The organism is Rickettsia lanei (assembly GCF_056242675.1).
Window position 1 is genome coordinate 342,234 of the sequence record NZ_CP172233.1, and the last position, 18,027, is coordinate 360,260.

The following is an 18,027-nucleotide window of genomic DNA, read 5'->3' on the forward strand; positions in this document are numbered from 1 at the left end:
TGGAATAATTATGATACAAGAAAAAAAGAAATTTGATGCCGAGGTTGGCAAGATTTTAAATTTAATGATTCACTCTCTTTATAGTAATAAAGAGATTTTTATGAGGGAGTTAATTTCCAATGCTTCGGATGCTTGTGATAAATTACGTTATTTATCTCAAAGTAATAGTGAATTAGTAGCCGGCGATAGCAATTTTAAAATTACGGTTAAAGTCGATAAAGATAACGGACAAATCATTATCCGTGATAACGGCATCGGCATGAATAAAGACGATTTAATTGAAAATCTCGGTACTATTGCAAGATCGGGTACGGCAAATTTTCTTAAAAGCCTATCCGGTGATTCTAAAAAAGACAATATGCTAATCGGTCAATTTGGTGTTGGATTTTATTCAAGCTTTATGGTAGCCGATAAAGTGACTGTAACCTCAAGAAAAGCTGGGGAAGATAAAGTCCATATTTGGGAATCAGACGGGCTTGGTGAATATACTGTCTCAGATTCAGATAAAGAGTTCACAAGAGGCACGGAAATCGTTTTACATATCAAAAAGGAAGAAGATACATTCCTTGATCATTTTAGATTAAAACACATCGTTAAAAGCTATTCCGATCACATAGCAGTACCAATATATTTCTTTGATGAAGCTGGTAATAATGAAATCCAGCTTAATTCAGCTTCTGCATTATGGACAAGACCGAAATCGGAAATTACGGAAGAACAATATAAAGAATTCTACAAAAGTCTATCTTATGCCATTGATGACCCTTGGATAACTATGCATAATAAAAACGAGGGAGCTATAGAATTTACTAACCTACTTTTCATTCCATCAAGCAAAACATTTGATTTATTCCACCCTGATCGCAAAAGGCGAGTAAAATTATATATAAAAAGAGTATTTATATCTGATGAGAATATAGATTTAATCCCGTCATATTTAAGATTTTTACGAGGCGTGGTTGATTCAGAAGATTTACCACTAAATATTAGCCGTGAATCACTGCAGCATAATAGCGTGCTTGAGAAAATCAAAAATGCTATTACAAAAAGAGTGCTTGGCGAGCTTAGAAAAAAGAAAGAGGAATCACCTGAAGAATATAATAAGTTTTGGGCTAATTTCGGCGGTGCTTTAAAAGAGGGTTTATGTGAGGCTACTACCAACCATGAAAAATTATTAGAGGTATGCATATTCAGAAGTGCCTTGCATAATAAAATGATCAGCCTTGACGAATATATAGCGAATTTTAAAGAAGGGCAGAGTACTATATATTATTTAAGCGGTGATAACCCCGATAAATTACTTTCAAGCCCACAAATCGAAGGGTTGTTAAGTAAAAAAATCGATGTATTACTTTTTACCGATACAGTGGATGATTTTTGGGTAAATGTTAATAGCAAATATAAAGAACATGCTATTAAATCAGCGACAAGAAGCGATATCGATGTAGAGCAAACTACTTCACAATCTGAGGAGAAAAATACAGATAGTAAAAAATCCGATGATGAATATAAATTGCTAACAGATTATTTTAAAGAGACACTGGGGGAGTTGGTAAAAGAAGTTAAGATCTCTAAAAAACTTACTTCAAGTCCTGCTTGTCTTGCCGTTAGCGACGCTGCTATGGATATTCGTATGGAGAGATTTTTGATTGAACAGAAACAAATAGCTAATGCCTCAGCTAAAAATCTAGAGTTAAACCCTAAAAATAAAATCATAGAGAAAATCTTTAACGACTTAAAAGCAAATAATAAAAATAATGAAGAATTGGTTAATCTAATATTTGATCAAGCCTGTATTTTAGAGGGTGAACCGGTTGCTGATACAGGTGCATTTTCAAAGAGATTAAACGATATTGTACAAAAAGCCATATTATAACTTTAAACTTTTTTAATTTTAATGTAGAATAGCTGCAAACGTGAGTTTGGAAGTATTGTTCTGTTCGATGTCATTCCCGCGTAGGCGGGAATCTAGAAAGAACATTCAAAATATCTGATTATAGAATTTTATAATTAATAAAATGGATTCCCGCCTACGTGGGAATGACATCGAGAAAATGTCTTATTACGATATTATATTTAGCAAACATATAGATAAGATCAAAAGCGAAGGAAGATATCGAGAATTTAAGGCCTTAAAAAGACAAGCCGATAATTTTCCTTTTGCAGAACACGCTAATAAACAAATAGTTATGTGGTGCATTAATGACTATTTGGGTATGAGTAAACATGCAAAAGTAATGCACGCTTCTATAGATGCCTTGCTAAAATACGGTGTTGGATCAGGTGGAACTCGTAATATTGGCGGTAATAATATTGCCATTCTTGAGCTTGAAAAAGAACTTGCAAATTTACACAAAAAGCAAGCAGCTTTAGTTTTTACATCCGGTTTTGTTGCAAATGATACAACGCTTGCAAGTCTTGCTAAAATCATGCCGGATATAGTATTTTTCTCCGATGAGCTAAATCATGCATCAATAATTGCAGGGATTACAAGTTCAAGAGCCGAGAAATATATATATAGACATTTAGATGTTAAGCATCTAGAAGAGCTTTTACAATCAGTCGATATTAATAGACCGAAAATTGTTGTTTTTGAATCGGCTTACTCTATGGACGGTTTTTTCTCACCTATCAAAGATATAATCAACTTAGCCAAAAAATATAATGCTTTAACCTTTATCGATGAAGTTCATACGGTCGGTTTATACGGTAAACAGGGTGGCGGTATTGCCGAGCTTCTTAATTGTAGTGATCAAATCGATATTATTCAAGGGACACTTGCCAAAGCATATGGTACTATCGGCGGTTATATCACTAGCAACCATAATTTAGTTGACGCTATAAGACTAACCGCTCCAGGGTTTATTTTCACTACTTCATTGCCGCCGGTAATTTCTACCGCTGCAACGCATAGTATTAGACATCTTAAAGAATCGCATGAAGAACGAATAAAACATCAAGAAGTAGTTACAAAACTTAAAAATTCTTTTGAACGTTTTAATATACCGTATTTGAAAAATGAAAGTCATATAGTGCCGATAATTATTGGTGATCCGATTAAAACGGCGAAAGCCTCAAATATGCTCCTTAATGAATACGGTATTTACGTTCAACATATCAATTTTCCAACCGTGCCGAGAGGTACGGAACGCCTCCGCATCATCCCAACCCCTGCCCATACCGACAAAATGATCAATGATTTATCTGTAGCTTTAGTGCAGATATTTGCCGAACTTGATATAGAATTATCTTCTGCTAAAGAACTGAACGAAAAAGTACGCTTAAATAGTAATTGACTAAGCAGTCTAATAAAAAATCCTCTTAATGTCATTCCTGCGTGGCATTGTTGCGTGGATTGGTTTTCCGTCATTGCGAGAAGAATTACGTAGTAATTCGACGAAGCAATTCAGTAAAAAATTCTGTAAATCAGATTTTTTTTAATTATTTTTTTGGATTACCACGTCGCTTCGTGCCTAGCAATGACGATTTGGCTTCCACGTAACAACACTTTCAGTTATTTAGCTCATAACGATATCTATCTTTGGTTAACAATGCCACAAATCTTATACCCAATTTATTTACTTGCTTTTGCTCCTAAATCATCTAGTTTATTGCAATATACTCTAAAAAAGTAGGATATAACCCTTTAAATTCTTTTTAAAAAATAAAGGGTTACCCCATAAATACCTTATCTTTATATAATTTAAAAAATAGTTGTATTTTTATACCACTATAATATTAATTTTTTATTTCTAAATAATTAATTTGTTTACTTTGAAGAATTTATAATTTGTTTTTGCTGCAAAATTTCAATACAAGGCTATAATTATTGAGCTTTTAAAGTTAACTCAGATAAAAAACAAACGAGCAATAACAAAAAAGCAAAAAGTACTTCTACAAAATCGACTACGGCTAGTCGCTTAGCTCATGACAATATCCATCTTTAATTTAGCAATGTCTAAATTTTAACTTAATATAATTACCGAATATGTCTTTTTTTGACTGCAAAACTGCAATTATTAAACTCTTAAAACTCATGCCGGCAAAGAGTTTACTGCTTCTAAAATAGCAACCTAGCTAGTTGATACTTATCCTGAAGAAGCAAAGAAAAAAGCGAAAGCAAGCAATGATAAACGATTACTTAATGCTAAAAGCAAAGTAAGAAAGAGAAAAATTATTATCATGATTTATAGCAATGAAAGCTATTGAACGCTATACAAAAAATAAAACCGAACATTAAGATAATAAAAAAAGGGCTTTTGACTAAATATTGTTATGTTAATAATACTAATAGAGTGGTTAATTATAATGAGGTATATTATAATAAAAAACTTGACCGTAAAAATGCAGTTATTGAGTTCCTTAAAGCTCATCCAGGGAAAGAATTTAGTAATGCTCAAATAGCCTACATGGATTGCTTAATACTTATCCTGATGAAACAAAACGAAAAGTACAAACAAGCAACGGCAAACGATTACTTAGCACTAAGAATAAAGTAGCAGAAAAAAATTATCATAATGAGTTATAGACATAAATTAAGGTTATTACTTACTATATCAAACATCGAACCGAACATTAATACAATAAAAAAGGGAAATCGGGCTAAATATTGTTATATTAATAATCGCGATAAGATATTTGATATATCCAAAATTATTAAAGCCCTTGAAAATTATAAGAAGCAGGAGCTTACTGCTATGGAAATGGCTCAATTGCTGTTAAGTGCTAACGCGAAATAGTTAGTGATTGCAAAAATAGACGACTATATGCCAGCAAAGGTGAGTTCTGCGAAACTCACAGTTAGCAATGCCTAATCCTAATGGGATTTTACAAAAACTATTGCATATTGCAGCTCTTTAGTTTATTTTGATTAGCAAACTATATACAGAATTAATGGATTATTAAAATGGGAATTACCGTATTAAAACACGAAGGATTGGATTTTCATGCAAGAATTTCTACTCCTTTAAGTGAGATAGATGACGATATTCAAAAAGAATTACTTAATTTAACCAAAAAAGTTAAAATAGCAGGTTTTAGAGCCGGTAAAGTACCGGTTTCAATTGTTAAGAAAAAATACGGTACTTCCGTCAGGAATGATATAATAGAAAGAAGAATTAACCATTCAGTAAATCACGTTATTAAAGAGCATAATCTAAATATAATCGGTAGACCCAAAATTGAAGAATTACAAAACGAATCCGATAAAGCTTTAGAATTTACCGTAAAAATAGAGCTATTACCTAAAATTACTATTCCGGATTTAAAAAAAATCTCACTAGATCGTCCAAAATTAGAAGTAAACTCTAAAGATGTTGAAGAACAACTAGAAAAACTTGCTGCATTAACAAAAAATTATACTAAAGAAAGTAAAGCAAAAATAAAAGACGGAGATCAGGTTACGATTGATGCAATCGGGTACATCAAGGAGAAAACTTTTGAGGACGGTAAATTAAATGATTTTAAGGTAATAATAGGTAGTAATGCACTTATTCCCGGTTTTGAGGAACAATTAATAGGTTCTAAAACAGGTAGTAAAGTAGATGTTAATGTTACTTTTCCTGAAAATTACCATGCTAAAGATTTAGCAGGTAAGGATGCTCGTTTTGTAGTACAAATTAAAGCAGTACATACTGCAGAACCTACCGTTATCGATGACGAATTTGCTAAAAAATTCCAAAGTAATAGCCTTGAAGAATTGCGTACACATTTTACTAAACAAATAGAAAATGAGTCGGAAGAAGCTATTAATACTATAATGAAAATGAACTTATTTGATAAGTTAGAAAAATTGTTAGATTTTGATGTACCGGAATCTTTATTAGAGCAAGAAAAAAATATTCTAAAGTCCGGAACCGATAAAAGTGAACAAGATGAATCATTATTGAAAGATAAATCCTCTAAAGAAATAACAGCATATTATAATAAATTAGCCCTACGCCGTGTGCGAATAGGCTTATTACTTGCTGAATATGCAAAATCTAAAAATTTGCAATTAGAGCCTGATGATTTAAGAAAAGTTATTATGCAACAAGCACGTAATTTTCCTGGGCAGGAAAATATGATATTTGATTTTTATAAAAATAATCCTAGAGCAATTGAAGGACTTAAAGGTCCTGCCTTAGAAGATAAAGCTGTACAATATATATTTAATCACGAAATAAAGCTTAAAGAAAAGAAATATACTAAGGAAGAGCTAGAGAAATATCTAGAAGCAGAAGAGCAACGTATTACTTTAATTTAAAGCTTATTCATTGTCATTGCAAGCGAACGTTAGTAAACACGTGGCAATTTCAGGAATCCTCGTAATGACAATCCTCAGTATCCACGCAGGCAATACCTAGTAGTATTACTCCTGATTTTTTATAGTCTCTAAAGCAAGTTTAACTATTTTATTTACTCCAGCATTAGTGCAGGTAGAGATAGGAAAAACTTCTTTATTAGTAACTTTCTGCAGCTTATTTATTTTTTCCTGTATTTCCTCATCTGTGAGAACATCGCATTTATTAAGACATATGGTTTCGATTTTATTTTTTAGATAATCGGAATATGATTCAAGCTCAAGACGTACCGTATTATAATCTGCAACTACATCATTACTAGAGCCATCTATTAAATGTATTAATACATTACATCTTTCTATATGCTTTAAGAATTTATCGCCAAGTCCGTGACCTTGATGAGCCCCCTCAATTAAACCAGGAATATCTGCTATGACAAACTCTTCGTCATCAACATATACCACTCCAAGATTTGGCACTAAAGTAGTAAAGGGATAATCGGCAATTTTAGGCTTGGCTGCCGTTACAACGGATAAAAAAGTAGATTTACCGGCATTTGGAAGCCCCACAAGCCCAACATCAGAGAGAAGTTTTAAACTTAAATGAATCCACATTTCTTCGGCAATTTCTCCTTCCGTACGCTTTCTTGGAGCTTGATTAACCGACGATTTGAAATGGCTGTTACCAAGACCACCACTTCCTCCTTTAATTATTTCAAAGCTTTGATCATCCACAGTGAAATCATAAAATAATATATTGCCGTCCTCGGAAAAGATTTGAGTACCAATCGGAACATCAAGCACTAATGATTTTCCTGATTTACCGCTTCTATTTGAATCTTTACCGTTTTCGCCGTTTTCTGCGGTAAAATGCTGTTTATATCGATAATTTACTAGCGTATTAAGATGGTGATTACTCCTGAAAATAACACTACCGCCACGTCCACCATCACCACCGTCCGGTCCGCCTCTGTCAATAAATTTCTCACGATGGAAACTAACACAACCATTGCCGCCGTTCCCACCTTTTATATATATTTTAACTTCATCAATAAAATGCATATGATTTATATTTTCAACGTCATTGCGAGGCACGAAGCGACGTGGCAATCTTCATCAAATCTCTTGAGATTGCTATGCTCCTTGCAGTCGCTCGCAATGACGAAAATGTTTACCTCTCCCGAATACCCTTATACTCTCTATGTACATAACCGGTGTAAAGCTGTCTAGGTCTGCTGATTTTTTGTTCAGGGTCTTCGTGCATTTCTTTCCATTGTGCCATCCAGCCTACGGTTCTTGCTATTGCAAAAAGTACCGTGAACATTTGCGACGGTATACCCATAGCTTTATAGATAATACCCGAATAAAAATCAACATTTGGATATAATTTTCTCTCAATAAAATATTCATCTTTAAGCGCGATAGCTTCAAGTTCTATTGCTATTTGTAAGAGCGGATTGTTGTCTAGCTGCCCGAGTTCCTTTAATACTTCTTTGCACGTTTCTTTAAGTACTACGGCACGCGGGTCATAGTTTTTATATACACGATGACCAAAACCCATTAATCTAAATGGATCATTTTTATCCTTAGCTTTAGCTATATATTTAGGAATATACTCAGAACTACCGATTTCTTTAAGCATATTTATTACCGCTTCATTAGCCCCGCCGTGAGCAGGTCCCCAAAGTGAGGCAATACCCGTGCTAATACAAGCAAAAGGGTTAGCTCCGGATGAGCCGGCAATTCGGACTGTTGAAGTAGAAGCATTCTGCTCATGATCGGCATGTAGGATAAATATCTTATTAAGAGCATTTTTTATTATTGGATTTACTGTATATTGCGTACAAGGCGTTGCAAACATCATATGCAGAAAATTTTCGGTAAAATCTAACGAATTATCAGGATAAATAAACGGTTGTCCTATAGAATATTTATAAGACATTGCAGCGATGGTAGGTATCTTAGCAATCATTCTAATAGCGGTAAGTTCGTAATCTGCTTCCTTAAAATTCAATAAATCAGGATAAAATGCCGAAAGAGAACCGACAGCCGCAAGCATAATAGCCATAGGATGAGAAGAGCTACAAAAGGTCTGAAATAAATAGTGTAATCTTTCATTCACTAATGAATGATGAGCAACCTGTTTAGTGAAATTATTATACTGCTCGCCACTTGGTAGTTCCCCATAAATCAGTAAATATGCCACTTCTAAAAAATCACTTTTCTCAGCTAAGTCTTTAATATCATATCCTCGATGCCGCAAGATTCCTTTATCACCGTCTATATAGGTGATAGTAGACTGACAAGAAGCAGTAGACATAAAACCCGGGTCGTAAGTAAAGCAATCGGCTTCCGCAGATACCCTACTTATATCGATTACATCCTCACCGATACTTGCTTTAAGTATAGGTAATTTAAATATTTTTCCTCTGATTTTTAATTCAGCAAATTCTGAATCATTATTATTTTCATTGGTCATATGGATATACCTTATTTTTATACATCAGTAAGTATAACCCTAATTTAATGAAATTAGAAATGAATTATGATTTATTAGGATTTAAAAATTTTCTTTGATATCTTGCTCAACTTGCAAGGTTAATGAAAATTTAAAACGCACATGCTGCTACTTTCAACTGCAAGCCTAAAGCGTGTAATAGATAATATTCTCTATATATATGTTCCCTATTTATATGAGCTTCTTTAGAGATTTTTTCTATACCTCCTCTTGCTATAATGGCTTCTTTTAAAACAGCCATTATAGCTCATTATTATGATCCACGAAATATTGCTCTAACGCTTCATTAATATACCCTACTAATATTTCCTCATGTTGTAATTTTCCTTTAAATAATCTGTAAACTTTCCATATAACACCCTCAATTTCGTTTATAAACTTCTTCTATTATTTCTAAGGCTTTTTTAATATCTTTGCCTTGAGTATCTTTATTACCTGCATTTAATAGCAGAATATCTGTGAAGCTGTTAGTACTAGATTAATATACAAGTTATGCAAGAAGTCTATTATTGACTAAATACTCCTTAATCTTGAGTAAATCATACCAAGAGGTGCGTTTTTGCATAGGTTGGCGGAGTAAATAGGCAGGGTGGAAGATTGCCGTAGTTTGAATAGGAGCGGATAGATATTTATTGTTATAAAAATAATATTCTTGTCTAATTTTAGTAATACCCGAATTTTTTCCAAGTAAGCTAGTTGCAGCCGTGCTACCGACTAGAATAATTAGCTGCGGGTTAATAAGAGCAATATGCTTCTCAACAAAAGGTCTACAAATATCGACTTCTTCGAACGTCGGCTGTCTATTAGCAGGAGGACGCCAAAATACCGTATTAGTAATATAAGCGTTATTTTTTCGTGAAATTCCGATAGCATGTAGCATATTATCAAGTAAATTGCCACTTTCGCCGTAAAAAGGTATTCCTTTCAAATCTTCGGTACTTCCCGGGGCTTCGCCTATTAACATAATTTTAGCTTCCAAATTACCGTCACCGAAAACCGTATTAGTAGCAAATTTCTTAAGTTCACAACCATTAAAATTTAGTAGAGATTCTTTTAGTTCTTCGATATTATTAGCTTTATCGGCAAGAGATCTTGCTAGGGTTATATTATCATGAACTTTATCATTCATATTGAATGCAGTTTCTTTTGTAGACATAAGTTTTACTTGTGGCTTTTCAGTTAGTTCATTACGTACCTTTAATTGCGGTGGATGTTCATGGCAATAATATTCAACACCGATTGCACTTAACCATTTAAGCGTATTATTCATTATCTTAAAATAAAATATGTTAAAATATTCCGTACCACACGAACTAAATGGCATAAGGCTTGATAAAGCTCTATCATCGCTTCTTGAAAATGTTTCAAGGAATCAAATCCAAAAAGCTATTAAAGATTCGCAAGTACTAGTTAATGATGTAATTATTTCTGATCCTGATGTTTTGGTCAAGGAGAATGATATTATATTATTTTCTTTTAAAGAACCTGAAGAGCTAAAAATTGCAGCAGCAAATGTAACACTTGATATAATATATGAAGACGATGATTTGATAGTAATTAACAAAGCTGCAGGTATGACGGTACACCCAGGAGCAGGGCATCATGACGATACGCTTGTTAATGCTTTATTACATCATACAAAAAACTTATCGGATATCGGCTCATCAGAAAGACCCGGGATAGTACATCGTTTAGATAAAGACACTACGGGCTTGATGGTAGTTGCTAAAAATAATAAAGCACATATGCTACTTGCAAATCAGATAGCACAAAGGCAGGTAATACGGAAATATAAAGTGTTAGTGTGGGGAGTAATAAATCCGCTAGAAGGAGTCATTAAGAATAATATAGGTCGCAGCCGAAGCGATCGCCAAAAAATGACCATATTAAAATATGGCGGCAAAGAAGCCGTTACACATTATAAGACTCTAGAATTATTTTATAAAGGTAGTATTAGTATGGTGGAGTGCAAGCTTAGTACGGGTAGAACTCACCAAATTAGAGTACAGCTAAGCCATTTAAAGCATTCGGTAGTCGGCGACCAAACTTACGGCAATAACGACCGAAAAATTGCTTATTCTCCCCCTGAACTAAAAGCAAAATTAATTGATTTTAAACGTCAAGCCCTGCATTCTTGGTATTTAAGTTTTACTCATCCGACTAGTAATGAGATTATGGAATTTTCTTGTGAGTTGCCAAGGGATATGGAAGAGATAATTAGTTTATAATTGACAAAATATTAATCCTTAATATTATATTAAAAATTAATATTTATTTATAAAATGAAAAAAGCTAATGCTAAATTATAAGAAGCCTTATATTCTATGGGAGAGGGTATTTTAAACCTTAAAAACAAAAAGCGAGCTTAGAAAAGATTTTTACTTTTCTGCAAAATTTAAGTACCGCCACGGACAAAATTATTTCCTTAGATATATCAAATTATAGAGATTGGCCAGAAGTAAAAGATTTTATTTTAAAATTAGGTAATAATTTATCTTTTAAACCGCAATCTATGAAAATTGCTAGCTCTTCCCAATATAGTACAGAACATGAAATTAAAATTTCTGAATTCGTCAATGAACTTCTTTCTCTAAGATTAAAAACAGGCATAGATATTAATAATAGTACGTATATTGATGATGCAAATTATAGGAAAGAACTTTTATTAAAAAAATTTTTAGAAGAATTTAAAAAAAATGATTTTAATGAGCAAGAAGAACAATTAAATAAATTTATAAAAGTTGCATGCAAAGAAGCAAAAGCACCTGATAATATAGACATGCAATATATACAAGCTCTGCGGATTTTCTCTGAATTTGATTTCAGTAAAATAGATGAAAAATATTCTAATTTATAACATCTTTTTACAAAGCTATATAAAGCACAAGAAGTAAAATCAGAAATTTATCATTATGAAGTAGAAGATGATTTACATTTTTATATGGTAAAAGTTAATGGAGTAAATGTAACTACTTGGCAAAATTTCTCAAAGAAACAGGGGGAGTTTATAAATCAGTCCGGGAAAAAGAATATAGAAAAGCTTTTATGGGCCTAGATGCTTTTGACTCTAGCATAGAATATCATGACCAAGATTTAACAGATGTATATGTAGTTTTTACCTATAATAAAGCATGGGAACAGAAAAGTAGTATTGATATACCATCGGTAGAAATGATTATAACTATGGCAACTTCCAGAACGGAAATTTTATTTAAAGCTCCAATATATGACTATAATAATACTAAAAAACATTCTAGTCTTTCGCTTAAACTTCATAATTTTATTGCTAAATGTGCAGAGACTATTTATCCTAACAAAAAAGAATATATGATTACTGTTCCAACAAAAAATATAACTCATATTATTATTAAAGAATATGAGAAAAAATAAATTTTAGGTGGGAAGAAAGCTCCCATAAAATTTACTGAAGCAGGATATGGTGCTTTTTCTGACTTGATTTTGTATGGGAAAAATGGTGAAGTACTAAATAAACTAACTGCTGACCAGATAAAAGGAGAGTTCGCTTGGTTTTGTACTAGTCCTTATTTATTAAAAATCAACACGAACAAGAACCTTTAATCACTTGTGATTTAGAAACATTAGCAAATCTTAGCTTTAAAAATAGCTATATAGATATTATTCAGAAATAATTGGTGATATAATAACATAAAACGGTTTATGAAAATAATTAAAATACCTAAAACCAAAAATTATCTTAAAATAGATATTATAACTCTAGCACCCGAATATTATAAGAATAAATTTGGTAATAATATATTTCATGAATTTACTGAACTTAAAAAACGAGCACCGCTAGGTAGTGTAGATGAGATTTTAGCAATGAAAAATTTTGGCAGAAAATAAAACTTTCCATGCAATGTTCTATAAAGCAAATTCTTAGTGACGCTACAGATAAATTAAATAAAATAGGTATTAGTTCGCCGCAATTAGAAGCACGAATTTTACTACAGCATGTTATAAATAAACCTATTGAGTATTTACTTATTAATCTTGATGAACAGTTAAATGAAGCCAAGATAGAAGCTTTTGAAAAACTGTTAGCGAGAAGATTAAAGCATGAACCGATAGTATATATTACAGGTGTTAAAGAATTTTACTCACGTGAATTTATTGTTAATAAACATGTATTAATTCCAAGAAGCGATACTGAAGTTTTGGTGGATGTTGTATTTCAATGTCATTCCCGCGAAAGCGGGAATCCAGACAAAAAACAACCGGATCCCTGCTTTCGCGGGAATGACATAAGCGAAAACTGCAATGACAAATTCTTAAATATCCTAGAACTTGGCACAGGTAGTGGCTGCATTGCTATCAGTCTATTATGTGAGTTACCGAATGCTAATGTAATTGCAACCGATATAAGTCTTGATGCTATAGACATTATCAAAAGTAATGCGGCAAAATATGAGGTAACGGATCGCATTCAGATTATTCACAGTAATTGGTTTGAGAATATTGAAACTCAGAAATTTGATTTTATCGTTAGCAACCCGCCATATATAGCTCACAGCGAAAAATCAGAGATGGCAATTGAAACAATCAATTATGAACCGTCTATTGCTTTATTTGCTGAAAAAGACGGACTGCAAGCTTACTTTCTCATCGCCGAAAATGCCAAACAATTCTTAAAACCAAACGGTAAGATTATATTAGAAATAGGATTTAAACAGGAAGAAGCGGTAACCCAAATTTTCTTAGATCATGGTTATAATATTGAAAGCGTTTATAAGGATCTACAAGGTCACAGTAGGGTAATATTATTGTCTCCTATTAATCTCAATCGGTCATATGCAAGACGTATCGGTAAAAGCTTATCAGGAGTACAAAAGAATTTATTAGATAACAAACTACCAAAATATTTATTTTCTCAAGAAAAGCTTGTAAATGAAAAACGTAAAGTATTTCTTGAGATAGGCTTTGGTATGGGTGAGCATTTCATTAATCAAGCTAAAATGAATCCTAATGCACTTTTTATTGGGATAGAGGTATATTTAAACGGAGTTGCAAATGTTTTAAAGCTTGCAGGCGAACAAAATATCACGAATTTTTTATTATTCCCTAATAATTTGGATTTAATATTAAATGAGATACCAAGTAATAGCCTTGATGGAATTTATATTTTATTTCCCGATCCATGGATAAAAAATAAGCAAAAAAAGAAACGTATTTTCAATAAAGAACGACTTAAGCTTTTACAAGATAAGCTAAAAGACAATGGTAATTTAGTATTTGCTTCCGATATCGAAAATTATTTTTATGAAGCAATAGAGTTAATACAACAGAACAGTAATTTTGAAATTATAAATAAAAACGATTATTTAAAACCGCACGATAACTATGTAATTACCAAATATCATCAAAAAGCTATTAAGGCGAATAGAACGCCAAAATTTATGATTTTGCGGCACGTTTTAGGCGATCATTAATTGCAGCCCCTATATTCACTTGAGGTATAGGGCTAACTGCTATACCTCTTACATCATGAGATGCAGCATAATCGTCAAGTATTCTTAAATAAGCATAAAGATTTGCAGCGGCTTCTATAAAGTCACCTTTTACACTTAAGTTTAATGAAAATCTTCCTGTAAGATTGCTATTGCTAAAATTTAATCCGATTTCTTTATCCTCTAAATTTATAGCATTTAGCCTAACCGGTACTTTTGGTGAATAGTGTTTTGCAAGCATTCCCGAAGCTTTTATAGTACTTGTCTCTGATGCTTTTAAAACTTCTATCCCTAGTATTTCTCCTAAAATTTCAGCAGTTATAAACCCTTCTCTAAGAATAGTAGGAGTAACAGTTGTTGTATCAACGATCGTTGACTCTAGCCCATATTTAGATTGATAGATTTCAGGTGCTAAAATAAAAATTTCCTGATTATCCTTAAAATGTTTTGTGACATGCTCAGCGTTAGTCGGACTAATATAGTTTGAAGGGTTAGCACTTGGGGCAGCTATAGGTATGCCTGATTGTTTGATAAGCTCTAACGCTACAGGATAAGATGGTATCCGCAGTGCTATGGTATTTAGTCCTGCTGTTACGCTAGGGGCAATATTTGCATTCTCTTTTAAAGGGACAACTATAGATAATGGTCCAGACCAAAATTTTTCTGCTATTTTTGTAGCTAAAGCGTCAAACTCCCCTATTTCCTTTGCTTGCTCTATGGAGGAGACATGCACGATAAGCGGATTGATAGCAGGGCGCTCTTTGAACTGAAAAATCTTTAAACACGCCTCATTATTTGTGGCATCCGCACCAATCCCATAGACTGTTTCAGTCGGAAAAACGACCACTTTACCTGATTTTATAAATTGAACTGCTTTGTTTATCATAAGCGGTTAAACTTAGCTACTTTATCAAATAATTCACAAATATTCTGTAATAACGACAAACGATTTTGAGCGATCTTTGGATCAGAGTCATTAACGAGTACATTATCAAAAAAGCTAGTAATGGGAGTTAATAGAGACGATAATAAATTTAAGGCTTTCTTATAATCTTTATCAGCTATACTATCTATAATTTGCGGAGAAATTTTTTGGATTACTTCAAATAATTCTTTTTCAGGTTGTGTACTAAAGAGACTCACATCAACTAAGCCGGTAATTTTCTGATCACCAATTATATTGCTAGCTCGTTTGTAAGCATTTAATAATTGCTTGCCTGCGTCTTCTATTAAAAATTCTTTTAACTCATCAAGCTTAAAGTTTGTATCTACTAAATTTAAGTCAAGAACTGCATTAATTAACGCAACATCATAGTCATTTTTAAAGTAAAATTTTGCTCTTTCTTCAAAAAAAGATATTATTAAATTCTTATTTTCGTTAGATGAATCTTTATATAAGTTTATAGAAAAATTAATTAAATCATTAAAATTTAGCTCTAATTTATTTTCAAGTATTATTCTTATTATACCAAGAGCTTGACGTCTTAAGGCATATGGATCACCTGAGCCTGTTGGTGTTTCCCCTGCTATCATCAAACCTACTAAACTATCTAGCTTATCGGCTAAAGCAAGTAAAGCCGCATTTCCACTTGGTACATTGTCGCTCAAACCTTGCGGTTTATAATGGTCTTTAATTGCAGCGGCTATTTCTGCATTTAGCCCTTCATGTTTTGCATAATAATAACCCATAATCCCCTGTAAATCAGGAAATTCCCTGACCATCTCAGAAACAAGATCACTTTTGCACAGTCTAGCTGCTGTAATCAAATCCTTATTATTTGGAGCTATATAATTACAAATATCGGTTATGCGTTCAATTTTTTCTCTTAAATTACCAAGCTTTGCATGAAATGTTACAGCTTCTAATTGGCCTAATCTTGATTCTAAAGTTTTAGCTATATCCTGCTTACAAAAATATAAAGCATCCGAAAGACGTGCCGATAGAACTTTCTCGTTACCTTGAATAACTAGTTCAGCATTTGTAAATCTGCCATTACTGACAAAGAGAAAATACGGTGTGAAATTTCCTGTTTTATCAAATAAACAAAAATATTTCTGATGCGTACGCATCGAAGAAATAAGTACTTCTTTAGGTAACTCTAAAAATTTTTGCGGTATTTTTCCAAGCAGCACAACAGGAAATTCGCTAAGCCCTACTACTTCTTCTACTAAACGATTATCTTCTTTTATAATTAACTCATGAGAATTTGCTAGTTCCAGTAAACCGGTTTTAATTATTGCCTCTCGCTTTGCTCTTTCTAAAATAACATGATTTTCTAAAAGCTTATTTCTATAATCTTCAAAATCTGTTACTTCTAATTTTTTATTATCAGTAAGACGATGCCCATACGTAATATTATTAGCGGTTAAATGCCCAAATTGCATCGGTAATATTTCGCCGTCAAATATACATAAAATATTGCGCAGAGGTCTAATCCATTTTATTTTGTAATCACCCCAAAACATCGATTTTGCCCAGCTATATTTATTAATAGCCTCTATAATAATCTCCGGCAAAATCTCTTTTATTTCTCTTTCTTCTGTTTTTTTGACAAAGAAATAATATAGCTGATTACTAATTAATTTAGTAGGAAGCTCTAATTTACTAACATTATGAGCTTTACAAAAACCGTTAATAGCGGCTTCTGGAGCTTCTATGCTTGGTCCTTTAATTTCTTCCTCTTTTGGCAAAGTTATCTTTGGCAAATGGGTAGCATGCAGCGTTATCCTGCGAGGTCCCGCGAATACTTGTACTTTTGCAAATATTTCGTTTTCTTCAAAAATTTTTGTGAATATATTTAAATAACCCTCTTCAGCATTTTTTTGCATAAAAGCCGGAATTTCTTCGCTAAATAGTTCTAATAATAACTCGCTCACTTGTTCATCTCCAACCATTTTGTACAACAAATTCTAGCTAAATGACGCACTCTTACAACATAAGAAGCACGCTCAGTGACGCTTATTACTCCAAGTGCATTTAGTTGATTAAATGCATGACTTGCCTTAAGGCATTCATCATAAGCCGGCATAGGTAAATTAGCTTTGATTAATCTCTCACACTGGTCTTCGCTATCCTTGAAATGTCGCAGTAACATTTCACTATCGGCAAGCTCTAAATTATATTTTGAAAATTGCCATTCAGCTTCGAAATCCACTTCACCGTATTTTAAAGCTTTTTCGCCTACTTGCCCGTTCCAATCAAGCTCTCTTACTTCATCAACACCTTGAATATATAAAGCAAGCCTCTCGAGTCCATAAGTGATTTCACCGGCAACGGGACGGCATTCAATACCACCGATTTGCTGCATATAAGTAAATTGCGATACTTCCATACCGTTACACCATACTTCCCAGCCAAGCCCGGCAGCACCTAAGGTTGGCGACTCCCAATCATCTTCAACAAATCTGATATCATGAATTTTTAAATCTATGCCTAAACATTCTAAACTTTTAAGATATAACTCTTGAATATTACCCGGAGACGGCTTTAAGATAACTTGAAACTGATAATAATGCTGCATTCTATTAGGATGCATACCATACCTGCTATCTCCTGGTCTTCTTGATGGCTGAACATATGCAACAGACCAAGGTTTAGTACCAAGGCAGCGAAGTACAGTTGCAGGGTGAAACGTACCGGCTCCAACATGGGCATCGTAAGGTTGCAATATTGCACAGCCATAATCCTGCCAATAATTTTGTAATGTCAGAATAATTTGCTGAAATGATAGTTTTTTCATAGGATATTATTATTGGGAAAGAAA

At 33.0% G+C, this 18,027-nt stretch carries 17 protein-coding genes; 10 read left to right on the forward strand and 7 right to left on the reverse strand.

The window, feature by feature from the left end:
• Positions 1-10 precede the first annotated feature (10 nt).
• The 5 genes from htpG (at position 11) to tig (ending at position 6,244) form a co-directional block, all read left to right on the forward strand.
• Complete coding sequence (gene htpG, locus ACHBLB_RS02040; RefSeq protein ID WP_062811123.1) at positions 11-1,876, forward strand: molecular chaperone HtpG; 1,866 nt, start codon at positions 11-13, stop codon at positions 1,874-1,876.
• A gap of 178 nt (positions 1,877-2,054) precedes the next feature.
• Entirely contained in the window at positions 2,055-3,296 is a 1,242-nt protein-coding gene (hemA, locus tag ACHBLB_RS02045) for a 5-aminolevulinate synthase (protein WP_475842275.1), read from the forward strand.
• A 909-nt stretch (positions 3,297-4,205) separates the two neighbouring features.
• A complete protein-coding gene (locus ACHBLB_RS02050; RefSeq protein WP_475842278.1) occupies positions 4,206-4,499 on the forward strand; it encodes a hypothetical protein in 294 nt (97 codons plus the stop codon).
• 18 nt (positions 4,500-4,517) lie between these two features.
• On the forward strand, positions 4,518-4,739 hold the full coding sequence (locus ACHBLB_RS02055) for a hypothetical protein (RefSeq protein WP_475842280.1): 222 nt from the start codon (positions 4,518-4,520) through the stop codon (positions 4,737-4,739).
• Between the two features lie 167 nt (positions 4,740-4,906).
• On the forward strand, positions 4,907-6,244 hold the full coding sequence (tig, locus tag ACHBLB_RS02060) for a trigger factor (RefSeq protein WP_475842282.1): 1,338 nt from the start codon (positions 4,907-4,909) through the stop codon (positions 6,242-6,244).
• Positions 6,245-6,349: 105 nt separating this feature from the next.
• Here the strand turns inward: tig and obgE are convergent, their stop codons facing one another.
• The 4 genes from obgE to ACHBLB_RS02080 all read right to left on the reverse strand — a co-directional run bounded on the left by obgE (position 6,350) and on the right by ACHBLB_RS02080 (position 10,068).
• Positions 6,350-7,342 (reverse strand): GTPase ObgE, encoded by a 993-nt coding sequence (gene obgE / locus ACHBLB_RS02065; RefSeq protein ID WP_012737046.1) that lies wholly within the window; start codon positions 7,340-7,342, stop codon positions 6,350-6,352.
• Positions 7,343-7,451: 109 nt separating this feature from the next.
• Entirely contained in the window at positions 7,452-8,759 is a 1,308-nt protein-coding gene (locus ACHBLB_RS02070; RefSeq protein ID WP_475842284.1) for a citrate synthase, read from the reverse strand.
• A 130-nt stretch (positions 8,760-8,889) separates the two neighbouring features.
• Positions 8,890-9,039: a transcriptional regulator gene (locus ACHBLB_RS02075; RefSeq protein ID WP_475842286.1), complete on the reverse strand. Its 150-nt coding sequence runs from the start codon at positions 9,037-9,039 to the stop codon at positions 8,890-8,892.
• 249 nt (positions 9,040-9,288) lie between these two features.
• Positions 9,289-10,068: a uracil-DNA glycosylase family protein gene (locus ACHBLB_RS02080; RefSeq protein WP_475842289.1), complete on the reverse strand. Its 780-nt coding sequence runs from the start codon at positions 10,066-10,068 to the stop codon at positions 9,289-9,291.
• A 16-nt stretch (positions 10,069-10,084) separates the two neighbouring features.
• Between ACHBLB_RS02080 and ACHBLB_RS02085 the strand changes: the two genes are divergently transcribed.
• The 5 genes from ACHBLB_RS02085 to trmB all read left to right on the forward strand — a co-directional run bounded on the left by ACHBLB_RS02085 (position 10,085) and on the right by trmB (position 14,245).
• Positions 10,085-11,026 carry an RluA family pseudouridine synthase gene (locus ACHBLB_RS02085; RefSeq protein ID WP_475842291.1) on the forward strand — a complete coding sequence of 314 codons (942 nt, stop codon included), beginning with the start codon at positions 10,085-10,087 and terminating at the stop codon, positions 11,024-11,026.
• A gap of 284 nt (positions 11,027-11,310) precedes the next feature.
• Entirely contained in the window at positions 11,311-11,655 is a 345-nt protein-coding gene (locus tag ACHBLB_RS02090; protein WP_475842293.1) for a hypothetical protein, read from the forward strand.
• 116 nt (positions 11,656-11,771) lie between these two features.
• Complete coding sequence (locus tag ACHBLB_RS02095) at positions 11,772-12,188, forward strand: hypothetical protein (protein WP_475842295.1); 417 nt, start codon at positions 11,772-11,774, stop codon at positions 12,186-12,188.
• A 288-nt stretch (positions 12,189-12,476) separates the two neighbouring features.
• Positions 12,477-12,662 carry a hypothetical protein gene (locus ACHBLB_RS02100; RefSeq protein ID WP_475842297.1) on the forward strand — a complete coding sequence of 62 codons (186 nt, stop codon included), beginning with the start codon at positions 12,477-12,479 and terminating at the stop codon, positions 12,660-12,662.
• An 8-nt stretch (positions 12,663-12,670) separates the two neighbouring features.
• Positions 12,671-14,245, forward strand: coding sequence for a bifunctional peptide chain release factor N(5)-glutamine methyltransferase PrmC/tRNA (guanosine(46)-N7)-methyltransferase TrmB (trmB, locus tag ACHBLB_RS02105; protein WP_475842300.1), 1,575 nt, complete (start codon positions 12,671-12,673; stop codon positions 14,243-14,245).
• Here the strand turns inward: trmB and ACHBLB_RS02110 are convergent.
• The 3 genes from ACHBLB_RS02110 to ACHBLB_RS02120 are packed head-to-tail and all read right to left on the reverse strand — an operon-like array spanning position 14,211 to position 18,003.
• Positions 14,211-15,149, reverse strand: coding sequence for an L-threonylcarbamoyladenylate synthase (locus ACHBLB_RS02110; protein ID WP_475842302.1), 939 nt, complete (start codon positions 15,147-15,149; stop codon positions 14,211-14,213). The genes trmB and ACHBLB_RS02110 overlap by 35 nt on opposite strands.
• Positions 15,146-17,140, reverse strand: a complete 1,995-nt coding sequence (gene glyS / locus ACHBLB_RS02115; RefSeq protein WP_475842304.1) for a glycine--tRNA ligase subunit beta — start codon at positions 17,138-17,140, stop codon at positions 15,146-15,148. Before glyS ends, ACHBLB_RS02110 begins: the two co-directional genes overlap by 4 nt.
• A complete protein-coding gene (locus ACHBLB_RS02120) occupies positions 17,137-18,003 on the reverse strand; it encodes a glycine--tRNA ligase subunit alpha (RefSeq protein ID WP_475842306.1) in 867 nt (288 codons plus the stop codon). The genes glyS and ACHBLB_RS02120 overlap by 4 nt, the downstream gene beginning before the upstream one ends.
• Between the last annotated feature and the right edge of the window lie 24 nt (positions 18,004-18,027).

Coding starts and splice junctions, on each gene's coding strand:
- tig (WP_475842282.1), top strand. CDS start 4,907: ATGGGAATTACCGTATTAAAACACGAAGGATTGGATTTTCATGCAAGA.
- ACHBLB_RS02120 (WP_475842306.1), bottom strand. CDS start 18,003: ATGAAAAAACTATCATTTCAGCAAATTATTCTGACATTACAAAATTAT.
- hemA (WP_475842275.1), top strand. CDS start 2,055: ATGTCTTATTACGATATTATATTTAGCAAACATATAGATAAGATCAAA.
- ACHBLB_RS02080 (WP_475842289.1), bottom strand. CDS start 10,068: ATGAATAATACGCTTAAATGGTTAAGTGCAATCGGTGTTGAATATTAT.
- ACHBLB_RS02100 (WP_475842297.1), top strand. CDS start 12,477: ATGAAAATAATTAAAATACCTAAAACCAAAAATTATCTTAAAATAGAT.
- ACHBLB_RS02075 (WP_475842286.1), bottom strand. CDS start 9,039: ATGGCTGTTTTAAAAGAAGCCATTATAGCAAGAGGAGGTATAGAAAAA.
- ACHBLB_RS02070 (WP_475842284.1), bottom strand. CDS start 8,759: ATGACCAATGAAAATAATAATGATTCAGAATTTGCTGAATTAAAAATC.
- trmB (WP_475842300.1), top strand. CDS start 12,671: ATGCAATGTTCTATAAAGCAAATTCTTAGTGACGCTACAGATAAATTA.
- ACHBLB_RS02055 (WP_475842280.1), top strand. CDS start 4,518: ATGAGTTATAGACATAAATTAAGGTTATTACTTACTATATCAAACATC.
- ACHBLB_RS02090 (WP_475842293.1), top strand. CDS start 11,311: ATGAAAATTGCTAGCTCTTCCCAATATAGTACAGAACATGAAATTAAA.
- htpG (WP_062811123.1), top strand. CDS start 11: ATGATACAAGAAAAAAAGAAATTTGATGCCGAGGTTGGCAAGATTTTA.
- ACHBLB_RS02110 (WP_475842302.1), bottom strand. CDS start 15,149: ATGATAAACAAAGCAGTTCAATTTATAAAATCAGGTAAAGTGGTCGTT.
- obgE (WP_012737046.1), bottom strand. CDS start 7,342: ATGCATTTTATTGATGAAGTTAAAATATATATAAAAGGTGGGAACGGC.
- ACHBLB_RS02085 (WP_475842291.1), top strand. CDS start 10,085: ATGTTAAAATATTCCGTACCACACGAACTAAATGGCATAAGGCTTGAT.